Annotated in this window: 18 protein-coding genes; 15 read left to right on the top strand and 3 right to left on the bottom strand. The window is 61.4% G+C overall.

Annotation, left to right across the window (positions count from 1 at the left end; genetic code table 11):
- Positions 1-17: 17 nt before the first annotated feature.
- Both SFU85_07490 and SFU85_07485 read right to left on the bottom strand, forming a co-directional pair.
- Positions 18-2,657 (bottom strand): hypothetical protein, encoded by a 2,640-nt coding sequence (locus tag SFU85_07490; GenBank protein MDX6766616.1) that lies wholly within the window; start codon positions 2,655-2,657, stop codon positions 18-20.
- A gap of 9 nt (positions 2,658-2,666) precedes the next feature.
- A complete protein-coding gene (locus SFU85_07485; GenBank protein ID MDX6766615.1) occupies positions 2,667-3,503 on the bottom strand; it encodes a helix-turn-helix domain-containing protein in 837 nt (278 codons plus the stop codon).
- A gap of 147 nt (positions 3,504-3,650) precedes the next feature.
- Between SFU85_07485 and SFU85_07480 the strand changes: the two genes are divergently transcribed.
- The 13 genes from SFU85_07480 to SFU85_07420 all read left to right on the top strand — a co-directional run bounded on the left by SFU85_07480 (position 3,651) and on the right by SFU85_07420 (position 14,342).
- On the top strand, positions 3,651-4,439 hold the full coding sequence (locus SFU85_07480; protein ID MDX6766614.1) for a 3-ketoacyl-ACP reductase: 789 nt from the start codon (positions 3,651-3,653) through the stop codon (positions 4,437-4,439).
- A 68-nt stretch (positions 4,440-4,507) separates the two neighbouring features.
- Complete coding sequence (locus SFU85_07475) at positions 4,508-5,890, top strand: hypothetical protein (GenBank protein ID MDX6766613.1); 1,383 nt, start codon at positions 4,508-4,510, stop codon at positions 5,888-5,890.
- Positions 5,890-6,339, top strand: coding sequence for a cupin domain-containing protein (locus SFU85_07470; protein ID MDX6766612.1), 450 nt, complete (start codon positions 5,890-5,892; stop codon positions 6,337-6,339). Before SFU85_07475 ends, SFU85_07470 begins: the two co-directional genes overlap by 1 nt.
- Positions 6,340-6,427: 88 nt before the next feature.
- Positions 6,428-6,826 carry a GxxExxY protein gene (locus tag SFU85_07465; protein ID MDX6766611.1) on the top strand — a complete coding sequence of 133 codons (399 nt, stop codon included), beginning with the start codon at positions 6,428-6,430 and terminating at the stop codon, positions 6,824-6,826.
- A 40-nt stretch (positions 6,827-6,866) separates the two neighbouring features.
- Complete coding sequence (locus SFU85_07460; protein ID MDX6766610.1) at positions 6,867-8,015, top strand: Gfo/Idh/MocA family oxidoreductase; 1,149 nt, start codon at positions 6,867-6,869, stop codon at positions 8,013-8,015.
- Positions 8,016-8,029: 14 nt separating this feature from the next.
- The gene (gene eda / locus SFU85_07455) at positions 8,030-8,686 is read left to right on the top strand and encodes a bifunctional 4-hydroxy-2-oxoglutarate aldolase/2-dehydro-3-deoxy-phosphogluconate aldolase (protein ID MDX6766609.1); all 657 of its coding nucleotides are present in this window, start codon (positions 8,030-8,032) and stop codon (positions 8,684-8,686) included.
- Positions 8,687-8,764: 78 nt separating this feature from the next.
- A complete protein-coding gene (locus tag SFU85_07450; GenBank protein MDX6766608.1) occupies positions 8,765-9,856 on the top strand; it encodes a sugar kinase in 1,092 nt (363 codons plus the stop codon).
- A gap of 345 nt (positions 9,857-10,201) precedes the next feature.
- Complete coding sequence (locus SFU85_07445; protein ID MDX6766607.1) at positions 10,202-10,450, top strand: type II toxin-antitoxin system Phd/YefM family antitoxin; 249 nt, start codon at positions 10,202-10,204, stop codon at positions 10,448-10,450.
- Positions 10,447-10,869 carry a type II toxin-antitoxin system VapC family toxin gene (locus SFU85_07440; GenBank protein MDX6766606.1) on the top strand — a complete coding sequence of 141 codons (423 nt, stop codon included), beginning with the start codon at positions 10,447-10,449 and terminating at the stop codon, positions 10,867-10,869. Before SFU85_07445 ends, SFU85_07440 begins: the two co-directional genes overlap by 4 nt.
- A 310-nt stretch (positions 10,870-11,179) precedes the next feature.
- On the top strand, positions 11,180-11,683 hold the full coding sequence (locus SFU85_07435; GenBank protein MDX6766605.1) for a hypothetical protein: 504 nt from the start codon (positions 11,180-11,182) through the stop codon (positions 11,681-11,683).
- Between the two features lie 206 nt (positions 11,684-11,889).
- A complete protein-coding gene (locus SFU85_07430; protein ID MDX6766604.1) occupies positions 11,890-12,240 on the top strand; it encodes a hypothetical protein in 351 nt (116 codons plus the stop codon).
- 689 nt (positions 12,241-12,929) lie between these two features.
- Complete coding sequence (locus tag SFU85_07425; protein MDX6766603.1) at positions 12,930-13,931, top strand: hydroxyacid dehydrogenase; 1,002 nt, start codon at positions 12,930-12,932, stop codon at positions 13,929-13,931.
- A gap of 177 nt (positions 13,932-14,108) precedes the next feature.
- Positions 14,109-14,342 (top strand): hypothetical protein, encoded by a 234-nt coding sequence (locus SFU85_07420; GenBank protein MDX6766602.1) that lies wholly within the window; start codon positions 14,109-14,111, stop codon positions 14,340-14,342.
- A 71-nt stretch (positions 14,343-14,413) separates the two neighbouring features.
- On the opposite strand, the gene SFU85_07415 is transcribed toward SFU85_07420, so the two are convergent.
- A complete protein-coding gene (locus SFU85_07415) occupies positions 14,414-15,250 on the bottom strand; it encodes an AraC family transcriptional regulator (protein MDX6766601.1) in 837 nt (278 codons plus the stop codon).
- Positions 15,251-15,330: 80 nt separating this feature from the next.
- On the opposite strand from SFU85_07415, the gene SFU85_07410 reads away from it, so the two are divergent.
- Positions 15,331-16,584 carry a tagaturonate epimerase family protein gene (locus tag SFU85_07410; protein ID MDX6766600.1) on the top strand — a complete coding sequence of 418 codons (1,254 nt, stop codon included), beginning with the start codon at positions 15,331-15,333 and terminating at the stop codon, positions 16,582-16,584.
- Positions 16,581-17,516 carry an aldo/keto reductase gene (locus SFU85_07405; protein ID MDX6766599.1) on the top strand — a complete coding sequence of 312 codons (936 nt, stop codon included), beginning with the start codon at positions 16,581-16,583 and terminating at the stop codon, positions 17,514-17,516. Before SFU85_07410 ends, SFU85_07405 begins: the two co-directional genes overlap by 4 nt.

Here is a 17,516-nt window from a genome sequence, read left to right as displayed (position 1 = left end):
CATGCCGCCCATGCTGCTTATGCCCCGCAGCCGCTTTTGAGACAACGGGTCACCAAGGCGGTCCAGCCCGTCTGGTGTGAAGCCCCCAAGCCCTGCCCGGTATCCCCGTGGAAATACTCATGGAACAGGAGCAGGTCTTTCCAGGCCGGGTTGTGTACGTAGGGGGAATGGGCGGCATGGCAGGGCCGCCTGCCATCCGGACCGGGAAGAAAGATCGAGGCCATTTTTCTTTCAATGGCTTGTGAGGCCCCGTCCAGGGGGATGCGGTTGCCGGAACCGGTGGGGAACTCCACTTCCAGGCTGTCTCCATAAAAATGGTGGTAACGCTCCAGCGCTTCGATGAGCAGGTAATTGACCGGAAACCAGACGGGCCCGCGCCAATTGGAATTGCCGCCGAAGAGCCCGCTGTCCGATTCGCCCGGTTGGTAGCGCACCTCCATCGTCTCGCCCTGGTGGCGGAAAACAAAGGGCTGTGCCGAATGGGCCTTGGAAAGCGAACGCAGGCCGTGGGGGGATAGGAATTCCGCCTCGTCGAACAACCGTGGAAGCAGGCGTTCCAAACGTCTTCGCGAAGCCAGGGCGAGCAGCCGCTTGCCGCCTTTGACCTCGACGTGCCGGGCCAGTTCGGGCCGGTGCTTGAGGAACCATTCCAGCCGCTTGCGGAAACCCGGCAGATGGTGGATGGCTTCCTCGTCGAGGATTTCCACCGCACAAAGCGGCAACAGGCCGACCATGGAACGGATCTTCATGGGGATGGAACTTCCGTTCATTTTCAGCCGGTCATAATAGAAGCCGTCCTCCTCGTCCCAGAGACCGTCGTCCCCGAGGGTGTTGATGGCGTCGCAAATGGCGACGAAGTGTTCAAAGAATTTGGAGGCGATGTCCTCGTAGGACGGGCGGGTCTTGGCCAGTTCCAAGGCCATCGAGAGCATGGTCAGGCAATAAAAACCCATCCAGGCGGTGGCATCGGCCTGTTGGAGCCGGCCGCCGCCGGGTAGGGGTTTGGAGCGGTCGAAGACGCCGATGTTGTCCAGTCCGAGGAATCCACCGTCGAAGATGTGGTGGCCCTGGGGATCCTTGCGGTTGACCCACCAGGTGAAATTGATCAGCAACTTCTGGAAGGCCCGTTCGAGGAAATCCAGATCCCGGTGTCCGCGTTCCCCGGTGATTTTATAGACCCGCCAGGCCGCCCAGGCATGCACGGGCGGATTGACGTCCCCGAAGTTCCACTCGTAGGCCGGAATCTGGCCGTTGGGGTGCATATACCATTCGCGCAACAGCAGCAGGAGCTGGCCCTTGGCAAAGTCGGGATCGATTTCGGCGAAAGGGATCATGTGGAAGGCCAGATCCCAGGCGGCGAACCAGGGATACTCCCATTTGTCCGGCATGGAGAGGACATCGCGGGCGAAAAAGTGCGGCCAGTCGGCATTGCGGTGGGTGCCGTGTCCCGGGGGCGGAGGCGGCTGGGCGGGATCTCCTTTCAACCAGCTCTCCACCACATAATGGTAGAACTGCTTGCTCCAGAGGAGCCCGGCGTAAGCCTGGCGCGCCACCTCCTGCTCGTCTTCGCCCAGCGTGGACGGCAGGACCATGTCGTAAAAGGACTCGCACTCCGCGCGGCGGATCTCGAAGACATCGTCCGCATCCTGGAGTCCTTCGAATCCGCCTTCGCGGCCGGTGGTGACGATGCGGCAGGTGAGCGTTCGGCTTTCCCCGGGCGCCAGTTCCCATGTGTACCATGCCGCCGCTTTGGTCCCGCGGGGTTCGGTGTGGCAGAGGGCTTTTTTGCCGTGGATGACCGCGTCGTGGAAGGCATCCTTGGTCAGCGGGGTGGACTCGGGCAGACCGTAAAGGCGGGTCGTGTTGGTTTCGTTTTCCGTGAACAACCACCGGGGACGTCCGGTCGCGGCAGATGCTTCGATGTGCCAGTGGAAATCTTCCAGCGTGGCGTGGCGGGCTTCCACCCGTGTCGCTCCAGTGAGACGGAGCGATGGCTTGATCTCACAGCCCTCGTGTTCGCAGCCCCAGGACCAGCTGTTGCGGAACCACAGGGTTGGCAACAGGTGGAGGGGGGCGGATTCCGGACCGTGGTTGGTTGCCGTGATGCGGATCAGGGTGTCGTCGGGTGTGCGCTTGGCGTATTCGATGCGGATGTCGAACGTGCGGCCTTCATCGAAGATGCCGGTGTGTTCGAGGTCGAACTCCGGTTCCTGTCTGCTCCGCTTCTGGCCGGCCTCCCGGAGCTGGTCGTAGGGAAATTCGGCCTGCGGGTATTTGTAGACGGCGGATTGATAGGCGTGCGAGGGGAGGCCGCGCAGATAATGGTAACACTCCTTCACGTCCTCCCCGTGGTTGCCCTCTGGCCCGGAGAGGCCGAAGAGGCGTTCCTTGAGGATGGGATCTTTTCCGTTCCACAGGGCCAGGGCGAAGCAGGCCCGGCATTGCCGGTCGGTCCAGCCGAGCAGCCCGTCCTCGCCCCAGCGGTAGGCGCGGCTGCGGGCGTGTTCGTGGGGGAATGAACTCCAGGCGTTGCCGTCGGCGGAATAATCCTCGCGCACGGTGCCCCATTGTCGTTCGGCCAGGTAGGGACCCCAGCGTTTCCAGTTTTCCCGTCGCGCGGCATCGGCCTCGAGGCGGGCCCGTTCTGCGTGGATCACGCGGCTATCTTAGACGGGCCGCGGGGCGGCTGCAACTGCCGCCCTTCCGCTTTCGGAAACCTTCCGCCGCCAGGTGGCGGGCGGGGTCCCGGTCTGCTGGCGGAACCAGCGTGTGAAGTAGTTGGCGTCATCGAACCCCGCCGCTTCCGCCGCCGCCGCGCTCCGTCCCCCGGCGGCCAGAACCGCCCGGGCTCGGTCCAGGCGGACCCGGGCCCGGTATTGGTTCAAGGTCAGGCCGGTTTCCTCTTTAACTTTCCGGTTGAGATAATCCTGCTGGTAGCCGCACTGGCGGGCCAGCACGGCGATGGGCAGGGCCCAGGACCCGGGCTCGGCCAGCCGCTTTTCCAACCGGGCCCGGATGCCGCCCCGGGGAGGGAGGCGGGATCCGTTTTGGGACAGGACCCGGAGTTTGCCCAGCAAGACCAGCGCCCAACCCGCGCTCTCGACCGCCGTATCGGCATTTTGCCTCAGGCCGGCGAGGTGGTGCAGGCCGTCGCGGATTTCCCGCATCATCAGCGCCGGAAGTCTCACCACCGCGGTCTCGCCCCGGGGGTCGCGGTAGTCCATCACCAGGCAGAGGGGGGCGCGTGGCGTGGTCCGGTGGAAGGCGTGGGGAACATCCGGTCCCACCAAGACCAGGGTGCCGGGTGCAACAGGGTGCTTCCGGCCATGGACCTCCTGCTCGCCGCGACCCGTCAGGTAGAGCAGGGCCTGGGCATGCCGGTGCCGGTGCGCTTCCACTTCCTGGTGGGCGGGAAGATGGCGGTTCACCGAAAGACGCAACAACCGCACCCCTCCGGCAGAGGCGTCGAGCTGGGAAAAAAGTAAGGGTCGGAATCCACGCATCGGTCAAAGTCCCAGGCCGGGAAAGGTGGGGTTCCTTCCCCATGGCCTTCAGCGTATCACCCAGCATCAATCAATAAAGTCGATTTTGTGCTAAAAAAGGCGACTTTCTCAGATGCGCTTGAAAGACGAAAGTGGCATATTCCTCCCATGACCCGCCCCGTTGTTTTGATCACCGGCTCCAGTCGCGGCCTTGGCCGGGGTGTCGCCCTGACCCTTGCCCCCGAGGGCTACGACCTCGTCATCCATTACGCTTCCAATCGTGCTGCCGCCGATGAAACCATCGCCGCTTGCCGCGCTTTGGCCAAGGAGCCGGCCCAGCGCTTCATCGCCCTGCCCGCCCAGTTGTCCTCCGCCGAAGACCGCGCCGCCCTCGTCGGCGAAACCCTCAAGCAGCTCGGACGCCTCGACGCCCTGATCAACAACGCCGGCATCGCCCCCCGCGAGCGCGCCGACCTGCCCGATGCCAAAGAGGAGATCTTCGACGAGGTCCTTTCCGTCAATCTGAAAGGTCCCTACTTCCTCAGCCAGCATGCCGCCCGGCACTGGTTGGCCCACAAGGGGGAATCCGCCCTCGCCGGGGGCTACAAACTCATCTTTGTCACCTCCATCTCCGCCGACACCGCTTCGGTCAACCGCGGGGAGTATTGCATTTCCAAGGCCGGCCTGGCCATGGCGGCGCAGCTCTGGGCCACCCGGCTGGCCGATGAGGGAGTTCAGGTCCTCGAACTGCGCCCCGGAATCATGGCCACCGACATGACTTCGGGCGTGAAGGAAAAATACGACGCCCTCATCGGTGGTGGCCTGGTGCCGCAAAAGCGCTGGGGCACCCCGGAAGACGTCGGCCTGGCCTGCCGGGCCATCTGCCGCGGCGATTTCCCTTTCAGCACCGGCGACGTCATCTACCTCGACGGTGGCTTCCACCTCAGAAGGCTCTAATCAAGGCCGTCATTCCCCCGATCAATTTACCCAATCTTAAATCTTAAATCTCAAATCGTAAATCCGTCATGCTTCACTCCGACTCCTCCCTGACCCCGAAGGACCTCGTCTCCGGCGCCCGCCGGGTCTTCGAGGCCTCCGCCCCCAAGATCGCTTCCCTGCAAAAACGCTGGAGCGAATCCGACGGCACCCCCGTCTTCACCGTCGCCGGACGTTACACCTCCCGTGGGTGGACCGAATGGACCGAGGGCTTCCAATACGGCGCCGCCATCCTCCAATTCGATGCCACCGGTGACGAGTCGATGCTCCAGATCGGCCGCGAGGGCACGCTCCGTCGCATGGCCGGCCACGTCACCCATGTCGGCGTCCACGACCACGGCTTCAACAACGTCAGCACCTACGGCAATCTCCGCCGCCTCCTGCAGGAAGGCCGCCTGCCTGCCAACGCATGGGAAGGCCATTTCTACGACCTCGCCCTCAAGGCCAGCGGCGCGGTCCAGGCCTCGCGCTGGACCCAGCTCAACGCCGAACTCGGCTACATCCGTTCCTTCAACGGCCCTCAGTCGCTCTTCGCCGACACCATCCGTTCCCTCCGTGCCCTGGTCCTGGCCCACAGCCTCGGCCACCGGTTGATGGGCGAGAACGACCAGAAGATCAACCTCCTCCACCGCGCCCTCCAGCACGCCGAAACCACGGCCCGTTACATCGTTTTCTTCGGCAAGGGCCGCGACGCCTACGACGTCCCTGGCCGCGTCGTCCACGAGGCCGTCTTCAACGTGACCGACGGTGCTTTCCGCTGTCCCTCCAGCCAGCAGGGCTACTCGCCCTTCACCACCTGGACCCGCGGCCATGCCTGGATTCTCTGTGGCTACCCCGAAGAATTGGAATACTTGGAGTTGCTGCCGGAATCCGAATTCACCGCCGTCGGTGGGAAACAGAAGATCCTCGACCGTTTCCTGGAAGTGGCCCGCATCACGGCCGACTTCTACCTCCGCGAAACCCCCGTCGACGGCATCCCCTACTGGGACACCGGTGCCCCCGGGCTGGTCCACCTCGGCAACTACCTCGACCGTCCTGCCGATCCCTTCAACGACCACGAGCCCGTCGACAGTTCCGCCGCCGCCATCGCCGCCCAGGGCCTGCTCCGACTCGGACGTTACCTGGAAAAGAAAGGGGATGCCGAATCCGCCAAGAGATACATGGCCGCCGGACTCACCACCGCCCGGAGCCTCTTTGCCGAACCCTATCTTTCCACCGATCCCAACCACGAGGGCTTGCTGCTCCACACCGTCTACCACCGTCCGAATGGTTGGGACCACATCCCCGCCGGCCGCAAAGTCCCCAGCGGTGAAGCCGCCATGTGGGGCGACTACCACCTGCGCGAACTCGCCCTTTACCTCCTCCGCCTCGCCGAAAACCAACCCTACCTCACCTTCTTCGGAAAAATCTGATGATCATCGCCGACCTCTCCCAGATCGCGGGCCGCACTTATCCTGCCCGCCGCCGCACCCAGAATCTCGTCGGGGGACTGTCCCCCATCCAGGCGACCAACTTTGCCATGGGCAACGTCACCCTCGAGCCCAACGGCGGCCAGGTCCCCTGGCACAATCAGGAACAAGAGGAAATTTATTTCATCGTCGAGGGCAAGGCCGAGATGTGCCTCGGTTCCGAGCGCACCGTCCTCCACTCCGGCCAGGCGGCCTACATCCCCAGCGGCGTCTTCCACCAGTTGACCAACATTGGCGACACCCCGCTGCGCATGATCTACGTCTACGGCCCGGCCGGCGATGTGGCCCATTGGCGCCAGGAACTCGAAGGCACCCTGCCCAAGGCGGGGATCGACGTCCCGGCCCTGCCCGAGGGGGCCCAACCCCAATGCACCGCGAAGCCGGTGGCTTGATTTTGGCCACAAAGAGGCACAAGAATCACATAACTTATAAAAGGAATCGGGTTGAGATATTCTTAAAGATCAGTTAGGTGTTTGGGTCATGAATAACCCATCCATTTTTGAGCTTTGCGACACCATCCGTGAAACCTCCTTTGCCATCCACAAGTATCACCGCCACGGCCACCTCGAAAAAATTTACGAAAACGCTTTGATGAACCGGTTGATGAAATTGAACATTCCCGCGGAACAACAGCATCCGCTTCATGTGCGTGATGAAGACGGCACGCTCTTGGGGGATTATTTTGCCGACTTGTTCGTCGACAACAGGCTCATCGTGGAAATCAAAGCCTGTAATGTACTCGCGGAAGATCACACCGCCCAAATCCTCGGTTACCTGCGTTCGTCCCGTATCGAACACGGTCTCCTGATCAATTTCGGTTCCTCCAAACTCCAAATCAAAAAATACATCCTTAGCGAAGCAGGCCCGTCATTTTCCTAGTTTTGCGAATTTTGCGCCTCTTTGCGGCAAACATCCCCTTATGAAAGAACACAAAATCGGCATCATCATGAACGGCGTCACCGGACGCATGGGCACCAACCAGCACCTCATCCGCTCCATCGTCGCCATCCGCAAGCAGGGGGGCATCAAGGTCGGTCCGGGCGAAACCATCCTGCCCGACCCCATCCTCGTCGGCCGCAGCGCGGAAAAACTCAAGGCCCTCGCCTCGGCCCACGGCATCGAGCGCACCAGCACGGACCTCGACGCCTGCCTGAAGGACCCGTACAACCAGGTCTACTTCGACGCCACCCTGACCGGCCAGCGCCCCATCGGCGTGCGCAAGGCCATCGCGGCCAAGAAGCACATTTATTGCGAGAAACCCACCGCCACCACCTCGAAAGAAGCGATGGCCCTTGCCCTGGAAGCCGAGAAGGCCGGGGTCAAGAACGGCGTCGTCCAGGACAAGCTCTGGCTCCCCGGCCTGCTCAAGCTCCAGCACCTCATCGACACCGGCTTCTTTGGTAAAATCCTCTCCGTCCGTGGCGAGTTCGGCTACTGGGTCTTCACCGGCGAGCACGACAAGCTCCAGCGCCCCTCGTGGAACTACCGCAAGGAGGACGACGGCGGCATCATCGTCGACATGCTCTGCCACTGGCAATACGTCATCCAGAACCTCTTCGGCGACATCAAGTCGCTCTCCTGCCTCGGAGCCACCCACATCCCCGAGCGCATCGACGAGGCCGGAAAGCCCTACAAGTGCACGGCCGATGATTCGGCCTACGCCACCTTCGAATTGCAGAACGGCGTCATCTGCCATTTCAATTCCTCCTGGACCGTGCGCGTCCGCCGCGACGACCTCCTGACCCTGCAGGTGGACGGCACCCACGGCTCGGCCGTGGCCGGACTGCGCGACTGCGTCATCCAGCACGGCTCGATGACGCCCCGCTGCGTGTGGAACCCCGACATCGACAGCCCGATCAAGTTCATGGACGGTTGGGTCACCGCGCCGACCAAGGACACCTTCGACAACGCCTTCAAGGTCCAGTGGGAACTCTTCCTGCGCCATGTGGTGCTGGACGAACCCTTCCGTTGGTCGCTCCGGGAAGGGGCCAAGGGCGTGCAACTGGCCGAACTCGGTCTCCAATCCTGGGCCGAACGACGTTGGCTGGACGTCCCGAAGCTGGGCTGATAGGATTTTCTTCCATGAATGCCGAACTGGGTAAGCGACTCGCGGAATGCCGGTTGATGCCGGTGGTGGTCATTGAGGATGCGGGCAAGGCAGTCGACCTGGCCGGGGCTTTGCTCGAGGCCGGGTTGGGGGTGATCGAGATCACCTTCCGCACCGCCGCTGCGGAGGAATCCATCCGCCGCATCGCCAAGGAATGCCCGGCCATGTTGGCCGGTGCGGGCACTTTGCTGGACGACAGCCAGGTCAAACGCGCCATCGACGCCGGGGCCCAATTCGGCCTCGCTCCCGGACTCGATCCCCGAACCATCGCCAGCGCCCAGGCGGCAAAATTCGATTTCATCCCCGGGGTCATGACACCGGGCGAAGTCCAACAGGGCCTGGCCCTCGGATGCAAGGTGCAGAAATTCTTCCCCGCCGAACAGGCCGGAGGCGCCGCCTTCCTCAAGGCCCTCGAAGGCCCCTACGGCCACACCGGCGTTCGCTTCGTCCCCACCGGCGGTCTCCACGCCGGCAACATCGCCCCCTACCTCGCCCTCAAGAGCGTGGCCGGTCTCGGCGGTTCCTGGTTCGTCGATAAAAAACTCACCGAAGCCAACGACTGGGCCGCCGTCACCCGGCTCACCCGCGAGGCTTTGGCCCTTACCAAGGCACCGGCATCGCCGGAGTCTTAAGTATTAAGAATTAAGTTTTAAGCAGACTTCCTGCCATAAACCCCCAGTGAACATTAGTGAATATCAGTGGTTAAACTCATGAATCTCCGCGACCCCAAAACCTGCCAATACGACGAAATCTCCCTCGGCGAAGTCATGCTCCGCCTCGACCCCGGTGAGGGCCGCATCCGCACCGCCCGCACCTTCCGCGCCTGGGAAGGCGGCGGGGAATACAATGTGGCCCGCGGCCTGCGCCGCTGCTTCGGCCTGCGCACCGCCCTGGTCAGCGCCTTCGCCGACAACGAAATCGGGCGCCTGCTGGAAGACTTCATCCTCCAGGGCGGTGTCGACACTTCGCTCCTCAAATGGTCCCCTTACGACGGCATCGGTCGCACGGTCCGCAACGGCCTCAATTTCACCGAGCGCGGTTTCGGTGTCCGTGGCGCTGTCGGTTGCTCCGACCGCGGCCTGACCGCCGCCTCCCAGCTCAAGCCGGGCGACATCGATTGGGATCACATCTTCGGGGAACTGGGCGCCCGCTGGTTCCACACCGGTGGGATCTTTGCCGCCCTAGGCGCCCAGACCGCCGAAGTGGTGCTCGAGGCCACCACCGCCGCGCGCAAGCACGGCACCATCGTCTCCTATGACTTGAACTACCGTCCCTCGCTCTGGAAGGGCATCGGCGGGACCGACAAGGCGCGCGAAATCAACCAGGCCATCGCCCACAACGTCGATGTCATGATCGGCAACGAAGAGGACTTCACCGCCTGTCTCGGACTGCATGTCGAAGGGGCTGACGCCAACCTCACCAATTTGGAAAAGGACAGCTTCCAGCGCATGATCGGCCAGGCGGTCAAAGCCTATCCCAACTTCCAGGCTGTCGCCACCACCCTGCGCGGCGTCAAGAGCGCGACCGTCAACGATTGGAGCGCCATCCTTTGGACCGGCGGGAAGTTCTACCACTCCGTGGACCGGCCCGGCCTGGAAATCATGGACCGCGTCGGCGGCGGCGACAGCTTTGCCTCCGGACTGATCTACGGGTTGATGGTCCTGGGCGATCCGCAACAGGCGGTCGAGTATGGGGCCGCGCATGGCGCCCTGGCCATGACCACCCCCGGCGACACTTCCATGGCCTCCCTGGCCGAGGTCAAGAAGCTGGCCGCCGGCGGCGGTGCCCGCGTCGACCGTTGAGGCGCAGGGCGGGGCGAGTTTTAAGCAGAAAGCCCCTTGTAGCCGGGGAATCCCTTCCCCGGTCGGCATCTTTAAACGAGCCCCTCAGTCCAATTGCTGACAGCTGATGGCTGATAGCCAGATCCCCAATCCCATCTCGCGCAGAGACGCAGAGGCGCTGTGGGGCAGCGAGTTTTAAGTTTTTAAGAATTAAGTTTTAAGCAGAAATCTCCTGTAGCCGGGGAATCCTTTCCCCGGTCGGCGTCTGAAAAACGAGAAACCAGAAAGCCCGGCCCAAACTTGCAAGGGCGGGACGCTGTTGGGCAAAATCTGGACAGACAGGTCAGAATCCGCTAGCTTGTACGCATGACCGCCCATCAACTCCAAGAGGCCAAGCAGCGTTTTTCCAAGGTCGCCAGCCAGGCGGCCCGGGGCAAACCCCAACTGGTGACCAAGCACGGCAAGCCGTTCGTGGTGATCGTGAGTGCCGAGGAATGGTCCCAAACCCGAAATACCGGCACGGCGGTTTGGGACCGACTGCGCGCCTGCCCTGAAGACCTCTCCCTTTTGGTGCAACCGCGCAGCAAAGACCTGCCCCGCAACGTCGGTTTATGAACTACCTGATCGACACCAATGTCCTCTGCGAAAGCACCCGGCCCCAACCGGACATCAAAGTGGAACGGTGGCTTCGGGGATTGCCGACAACCTGCCAATTCATCAGCGTGATCTCGGTTGCCGAGATCCGCAAGGGGGTGCTCATGCTGTCCGGGGGAAAGAAACGGCGGGCGTTGGAAGCTTGGTTGGATGAACAACTTCTCCCGGCCTTCGAGGGCCGTATACTGCCACTGGGAGAAGAAGAGATGCTCCACTGGGCCAGGATGCAAGCCGAGGCAGGCTTGAAAGGAAATCCACTTCCTGTTGTCGACAGCCTCATTGCCGCCACGGCCAAATGCCACGCTCTCGTTCTGGCCACCCGGAACACAGCGGATTTCCGGCATTGCCAGATCAAGATCCACAATCCATGGGTCGATTGAAAAAAGCATCCTATCTCCCCTCAGTCCAATAGCTGATGGCTGGATCCCCAATCCCATCTCGCGCAGAGACGCAGAGGCGCTGTGGGGGGGGGCGAGTTTTAAGTTTTATCCGCCTTCGCCAAGGCTATGGCGGACGGGAGTATTAAGTCCGCCGCGTCGGATCTTCGATTTTAAGCGGAAATCCCTTCCCCGGTCGTTGGCTAGGAATGAACCATGCCTCCAACCTGGGTCTGATCCGCAGATGGCTTGCCAACAAGCGATCTGTTCAGATTTCATGGACGGCCCTCCAACAAACCCTTACCCTAGCCCCATGAGTGAAGGAGCGGCTGGACCAGCCCCTGAAAACGAAGCAGATTTGGTGCGGCGTCGGCAGGAGTTTTTCGCCTCCATGCATACCATGGGTCTGCAAGGCTGTGATGCGGATGAAATACCCGGCGCGCAGGGCGAGTTCGGGCACGAGATCACCAACCCCATCCCCACCAACACCTATTTTGGTTCAGACAGCTATCTGTCCCGGTTGCGCACCGAGGACGGTGCGCATGTGAAGGCAACGCGTGCGGGTACAGCCGTATCGCCGGCGTGTCCCCATCCGGTGGATGTCTACGCGATTTCCAAACAGGACGGAACGCCCTTGGCGACCCTCTATTTGTCGCCACACAACCAGCGCAATTCGGATAAAGCGCCCCGGGGCTTCATGTTGCAGCCCACCATACGCATCGATGGCCGCGCGTTTGTCGGTATCTGCGATCCTCCCCTTCGTCCCAGTCGCCCCCCGAAGAAACCGGCGAGCGGGGTCAACGATCCTAATCCTTGAGCAGGTAGGCGTGGCGAGTGGGTTCTTAAGGTTGTCGATCCGGGAAGCAAGGCGAACTTTATCCGGCTTTGCCACAAGTTGGAGTTGATTGTTCAAGAGTAGAGTGAACAACAACGAAAAGAGTATGAATCCGGCCGTTGCAAACGTTTATAAAGAATTGGCAATCTCCCGTTGCGCTCGCACATCGGTCTGAGAAAATCAGGGCCATGACCACTACCACACTCAAATGCAAAGCCAAGAGCAGCCTATTCGGTGGCACGATCGTCACATTCATCGTAACTGGGCACACGCTCAGCTTCCTCATTCCGGAAGGCACCCACAGGGGCGAGATGAACCTTACGGTGGACGAGCGCGAAGCGATTGCTGAGCACATCACACACAGCTTATTAGCGCCATTCCTTCCAGACGATAACAAAATCAGCGGGTTCACTCTCCAAAGCAAAAAAATACGCAGTGAATTTGGAGGATCAACAGAAACGCAATCATGGGAAGTTCCCGGTAAGACTAGAATCGATCTCCTCCAACCCATCTGCTCCAAATGGACCACCCTCTCCTGATTTGAGACCGCGTTTGGAAAGTAGATCAAGTTCGAACGGGTCAATGTCTGAAGTTTGCATTCCCTTGTGAGAAACCGCCGCAAAAAAGCTGGGAGGGATTACTGGGTGTGGTAAAACGGTAATTGCCATGGAACTTGCGGAGCAAAATAGGATGCCGTTGGGAGAAGCAAATTTGAAGCAGCTAAAATCTGTCAAGTGTCAGGTGTCGACACCATGCGCCCCATCAAGAGCGTGACATCTGTGTCCGGCGCTAAGGGCCAGCTAGATTCTCAGGTAATCAGTCGATGAGGATGTCGAAGGTTCTTCACGTTAAAGGTAAACGCGCTGTAGGCGTCGTGCGCGAATTGGAAGGCTAAACTGTCAAAGTGGAAAATAGCGCCCAAAAAACAGTGAACATAGTAGAATTTATCAAGAGGCATTATCCTCCAATAATTGGCGCCGCAATACTGGCATATTGCTTCCGTCATGAGGTAATTCGCTTTCTGGTCGCATTGACCCAAACCCCGAAACTAGACATAAGCTGGCTTAAGTCGGAAGAGTGTAGTGACCCGCCCCGCAAAACTCACATGCTCTCCGTCCTGTTAACCCCTTCAGGATTGCGGGCTTCGCCTCCCCGTTAAAATTTTGTCCTGTCAGATTCAAAAAGGCTCGCAGCCAACGGTGGGTGTAACTAAACAAGTATTCAGCACATGTCTGCCCGCCCCATCGCCGTCATTGTCGGAAACCACGGCGAAACCGAACACGTTTTCCCACCCACTGTCCGCGCCCGTTTGGCGGAGTTCGCCGAATTGCGTGCCGTGGATCTCGATGCCGCCGCCTTCTCCCAGAACCTGGAATTGCTGGCATCGACCGAATTGCTCTTGGGCACGTGGGGAATGCCGGTCCTTGATGCGGAATTCCTGGCCCGCCTGCCCCGCCTTCGCGGCGTTTTTTATGGAGCCGGCTCGGTCAAAGGATTCATCCACAATGTTTTCTGGGACCAACCCCGGGTCCTTTCGTCCGCTTCCGCAGCCAATGCCGTCCCGGTGGCTGAATTCACCGTGGCCGCCATCGTTCTTAGTTTGAAGAAAGTCTGGCAACACCTGGCCGACACCCGGACCCACCAGCGTTGGCAGCGATGGAACGTGATTCCGGGAAATTACCGCACCACCGTGGGGCTGGTTTCCCTGGGCTTGATCGGACGCCTGGTTGCCGAGCGTCTCCAGGTCTTCGATCACCGAGTCCTGATCCACGATCCCTTCGCACCGGAATCCGCCATCCGTGCACTCGGTGCCGAACCCGCCACGTTAGCGGGGATTTTCGCCGAGTCGGACGTGGTCAGCCTGCACACCCCCTGGCTACCCGAAACGGTGGGCATGGTCCACGCCGGGTTGTTGGATACCATGAAGCCCCACGCCACCCTGCTGAACACTGCGCGCGGCGCCCTCATCAACGAAGACGATCTCTTCACCGTACTCAAACGACGTCCGGACTTGACCGCATTTGTGGATGTCACCCATCCCGAACCTCCCGTGGCGCATTCGCCCTTCTACACGTTACCCAACGTCTTCCTCACGCCACACATCGCCGGATCCCTCAATGCTGAATGTGGGCGCATGGGCGAACTGGCCGTGGAGGAAGCCCACCGGTTTATTTCTGGGCAGCCGTTGCAACACGAGATCACCCGCGAACAACTTGCCCGCATGGCCTGAGGACCGGTCAACCCTCGCGCAGGGTGCAAGATATCCCCATTTGGAATAGGCTCTAAGTCAATCGTGGACGGACCGGATGTCGATCAAGGGGTGGGCTGAAGAAAGCCGTCAGGACTGGGGGAAGACCTGTCCGGCCCCCCCCATTTGCGTGTTGGGGAATGGGGCGTAGACTTAACCATGAACGCATCCCTCTATCGCAAACTTGGTCTGGTCTGTTTCGTGCTCGGTTTCGCCTCGATCCTCGGGTCGATCGCCATCTGGTATGCCGCCGGGGGAGGCTCGGTCGATCCCCTCCAAGTGGCCCATGGGGAACGTTTCGGGATCTTTGTCGGCCTGTGGGCGCCGACGTTTTTCATCCTCTCCAACCGCTTCGACCGCTACGCCGATCACGCCCAAATCAAGGCCGCGTGAGGGACTCGGTCTCGTTTGGCTTAGAGCCTATTCGGACAGGCTCTTACCCGATCTTGCCTTGCGCCTTGCCCTCAGCGTCCCTGCGTGCGGAAGGCGCGCGGGGAGACGCCGTAGTGGCGTTTGAAACAGGTGGAGAAGTGGTAGGGGTCGGTGAAGCCGCAGGCCTGCGCGACCTGTTGGACCTGGAGCGGATGGCGCAGGAGCAACTGGCCGGCCCGGTCGAGCCTTAAACGGGTGAGGTATTGATAGGGGGATTCATCTCCATAGCGTTGGAAGAGGCGGGTCAGGTAGGCGCTGTCGAGGTGGATTTCGCGCGCAAGGTCGGTGATCCCGCCGGGGCGATGGTGGTGGTGTTCCAGATAGGCCCGGGCGCGCCGGTAGGAGAGCAAGGCGGCGCTGGCGTTCTCCGCCGGTTCCGATCGCGAGGGCTGCAGCCAATCCAGAACCAGCCCGAGGGTGTGGTGGGTTTGTGCGGGGGTGGATTTCCTTTCGTTTTGGTCGAGGATGAGTTGCTTGAGCAACGCCGCCACCAAAGGAAGCCGGGTGGTGGAGAAGCACAAACCGGGGGCCAGCGGAGGCCTGCCCCGCACATCGATGAAATACTTGCGCAGGGGGCGGCGGGGGTCGCTTTCGATGCGGTGGGCCACTCCGGGACCATAGGTGAAGACAGTGCCCGGGCGGAGGGAGTGGGCTTTTCCCTTGAGCAGCAGATTTCCGCGGCCCTGGACCACACATTCGATGCCCAGGCAGGGGAAGGTGGCACGCTCGACGACGTAGTGGGGCAGGGTGGCTTCGTACCCGGCCAGGGCCAGGCGGGGTCCGCCACGGGCGGGTTGGTCGCGCGGATCGAAGGTGGCGTAGCGAGATCGGGCGGGATCGACGGCCACATCGGGCTGTTTCAAGTCCATGAAAACTAGGGTCAAGAATAGAAAGGTTTTGGTCAAGCCCGGTCATTGTCAGCCGCTGTCGAGGGGGCTATGGTGCCTAGATGATGATATCACGATTCAGTTTGGGCATGGGCGACCGTTTCGCCCACGAAGGACGGTCCCAGTTGTCCGCCGTGGTCCAGGCCCGCCGGCGGGGCATCGAGGTTTGTCCCGTCTGGAACAAATCCAACCGGGAGCACACCCTGATCAAGACCCATCCGGACGATGTCCGGCGCGAGGCCGACACGGCGGTGCGGGAGCTGGGTTGGGACGGGCCCTACCATGTGGATGCCGACCACATCGGACTGAAGACGGTGGACCGCTTCCTGGCCGGGAGTGATTTCTTCACCCTGGATGTGGCCGATTTTGTCGGCAAACCCGCGGAGCCCGGACAGATGGAGGCGCTGAAGTCTTTCCTCAAGCCCTGGGGACCCCGGGTCCGGGTGCCGGGCATCGACCGGCCGGTGGAACTGGGTGGCGCCGCCTTGGATTCGGCCTGTGCCCAATTCCTGGGAGCGATGGGCGAGGCCGGCCGGATCTACCGCCACATCGCGGCCGCCAAGGGAGAGGGGAGGTTCATCACCGAGGTCTCGGTGGATGAAACCGACACGCCGCAGAACCCGGGCGAGCTGCTGCTCATCCTGGCCATGCTGGCGGTGGAGGGGGTTCCGGTGCAGACCATCGCGCCAAAATTCACCGGGCGGTTCAACAAGGGGGTCGATTACGTCGGCGACCTGGTCCAGTTTGAACAGGAATTCGATCAAGACCTGCATGTCCTGGCCTTTGCCATCCGTGAGTTCAATCTGCCGACTTCGTTGAAACTCAGTGTCCATTCAGGAAGTGATAAGTTCTCCCTCTATCCGATCATCAACCGGCTGGTGAAACAGCACGGTTGCGGCTTGCATGTGAAGACGGCGGGCACGACCTGGTTGGAGGAGGTCATCGGCCTGGCTGAGGCGGGAGGCGATGGCTTGGACATGGCCAAGGAAATCTACCGGGGTGCGCTCGGGCGTTTCTCCGAACTGACCGGGCCCTACGCCAGCGTGATCGACATTGATCCGGCGCGACTGCCGGACACGAATACCGTGGCGGCATGGGACAGTGCCTCCTTTGTCGCCGCCCTGCGGCACGATCCGGGATATCCGGGATATAACCCCCATTTCCGCCAGTTGATCCATGTGGCCTTCAAGGTGGCGGCCGAGATGGGACCACGTTATCTCGAGGGCCTGGTCAGACACCGGGCGGTGATCGAACGCAATGTGACCCATAACCTGCTGGAGCGACACTTGTCGCCGATTTTCGGCGGTCTGACATGAAAACCCGAAAGCTGGGCAAGACAGGGTTGGAGGTGTCCGTGCTGGCCTATGGCGGGTCATCGCTCGGTTCGGTGTTCCATGAGATCGACGAACCCGAGGGCATCCGTTCGGTGCATGTGGCCCTTGACCACGGGATCAACCTGATCGACACCGCCCCGTTTTACGGTCTGACCCGGGCCGAGACCGTCCTGGGCAAAGCCCTGCGCGGGATCGCCCGTGACCGGTATCTCCTCGCCACGAAGGTGGCGCGCTATGGCTACAAAGAAAGAGACTTCGACTTTTCCGCCGAGCGGGTCACGCGCAGCGTCGATGAGAGCCTGCAGCGGCTGGGGGTGGAGCACATCGATTTCATCCAGGTGCATGACATGGAATTCGGGTCGATGGAACAAATCATCGCGGAAACGATCCCGGCCCTGAAGAAAGTCCAGGCCACGGGCAAGGTGCGTTATGTGGGGATTTCGTCGCTCCCTTTGCGCCTGCAGCGCCAGGTGCTCGAGCAGACCGAAGTCGACCAGATCCAGTCCTACTGCCACTGTTGCTTGAATGACACCGCATTGTTGGAGATGCTGCCCTTTTTCCAGGAAAAAGGCGTGGCCATATTCAATTCGGCGCCTTTGGCCATGCGGTTGTTGAGCGACGAGGGGCCGCCCGACTGGCATCCGGCGCCGCCGGAGTTGCGGGCCAAGTGCGCCGAGGCGGCGGCCTATTGCCGGTCGCGGGGCACGAGCATCAGCAAGCTGGCCCTGCAGTTTTCTGTCAGCCATGAAAGCATCCCGACCCACATCGTGGGGACGGCCAGCCCGGCGCGCATCCTTCAGAACATCCGCGAAATCGAGGAGCCGTTGGACCGGGAGCTGCTCGAGGCGGTGTTGAAGATCCTGCAACCGGTCCACAACGTCACCTGGCCCTCCGGCCGGGCGGAGAACCAGTGA

The organism is Candidatus Methylacidiphilales bacterium (assembly GCA_033875315.1).
Classification (GTDB): Bacteria; Verrucomicrobiota; Verrucomicrobiia; order Methylacidiphilales; family CAZTYG01; genus JANRJG01.
Note: the sequence above shows the minus strand (reverse complement) of the source record. Positions and strands in the feature narration are given on the sequence as shown.

Excerpts from the sequence above, each read along its gene's own strand:
- SFU85_07475 (MDX6766613.1), top strand. The coding sequence starts at position 4,508 with ATGCTTCACTCCGACTCCTCCCTGACCCCGAAGGACCTCGTCTCCGGC.
- SFU85_07420 (MDX6766602.1), top strand. The coding sequence starts at position 14,109 with ATGAACGCATCCCTCTATCGCAAACTTGGTCTGGTCTGTTTCGTGCTC.
- SFU85_07425 (MDX6766603.1), top strand. The coding sequence starts at position 12,930 with ATGTCTGCCCGCCCCATCGCCGTCATTGTCGGAAACCACGGCGAAACC.
- SFU85_07405 (MDX6766599.1), top strand. The coding sequence starts at position 16,581 with ATGAAAACCCGAAAGCTGGGCAAGACAGGGTTGGAGGTGTCCGTGCTG.
- SFU85_07465 (MDX6766611.1), top strand. The coding sequence starts at position 6,428 with ATGAATAACCCATCCATTTTTGAGCTTTGCGACACCATCCGTGAAACC.
- SFU85_07430 (MDX6766604.1), top strand. The coding sequence starts at position 11,890 with ATGACCACTACCACACTCAAATGCAAAGCCAAGAGCAGCCTATTCGGT.
- SFU85_07470 (MDX6766612.1), top strand. The coding sequence starts at position 5,890 with ATGATCATCGCCGACCTCTCCCAGATCGCGGGCCGCACTTATCCTGCC.
- SFU85_07410 (MDX6766600.1), top strand. The coding sequence starts at position 15,331 with ATGATGATATCACGATTCAGTTTGGGCATGGGCGACCGTTTCGCCCAC.
- SFU85_07450 (MDX6766608.1), top strand. The coding sequence starts at position 8,765 with ATGAATCTCCGCGACCCCAAAACCTGCCAATACGACGAAATCTCCCTC.
- eda (MDX6766609.1), top strand. The coding sequence starts at position 8,030 with ATGAATGCCGAACTGGGTAAGCGACTCGCGGAATGCCGGTTGATGCCG.
- SFU85_07460 (MDX6766610.1), top strand. The coding sequence starts at position 6,867 with ATGAAAGAACACAAAATCGGCATCATCATGAACGGCGTCACCGGACGC.
- SFU85_07415 (MDX6766601.1), bottom strand. The coding sequence starts at position 15,250 with ATGGACTTGAAACAGCCCGATGTGGCCGTCGATCCCGCCCGATCTCGC.
- SFU85_07485 (MDX6766615.1), bottom strand. The coding sequence starts at position 3,503 with ATGCGTGGATTCCGACCCTTACTTTTTTCCCAGCTCGACGCCTCTGCC.
- SFU85_07445 (MDX6766607.1), top strand. The coding sequence starts at position 10,202 with ATGACCGCCCATCAACTCCAAGAGGCCAAGCAGCGTTTTTCCAAGGTC.
- SFU85_07480 (MDX6766614.1), top strand. The coding sequence starts at position 3,651 with ATGACCCGCCCCGTTGTTTTGATCACCGGCTCCAGTCGCGGCCTTGGC.
- SFU85_07440 (MDX6766606.1), top strand. The coding sequence starts at position 10,447 with ATGAACTACCTGATCGACACCAATGTCCTCTGCGAAAGCACCCGGCCC.
- SFU85_07435 (MDX6766605.1), top strand. The coding sequence starts at position 11,180 with ATGAGTGAAGGAGCGGCTGGACCAGCCCCTGAAAACGAAGCAGATTTG.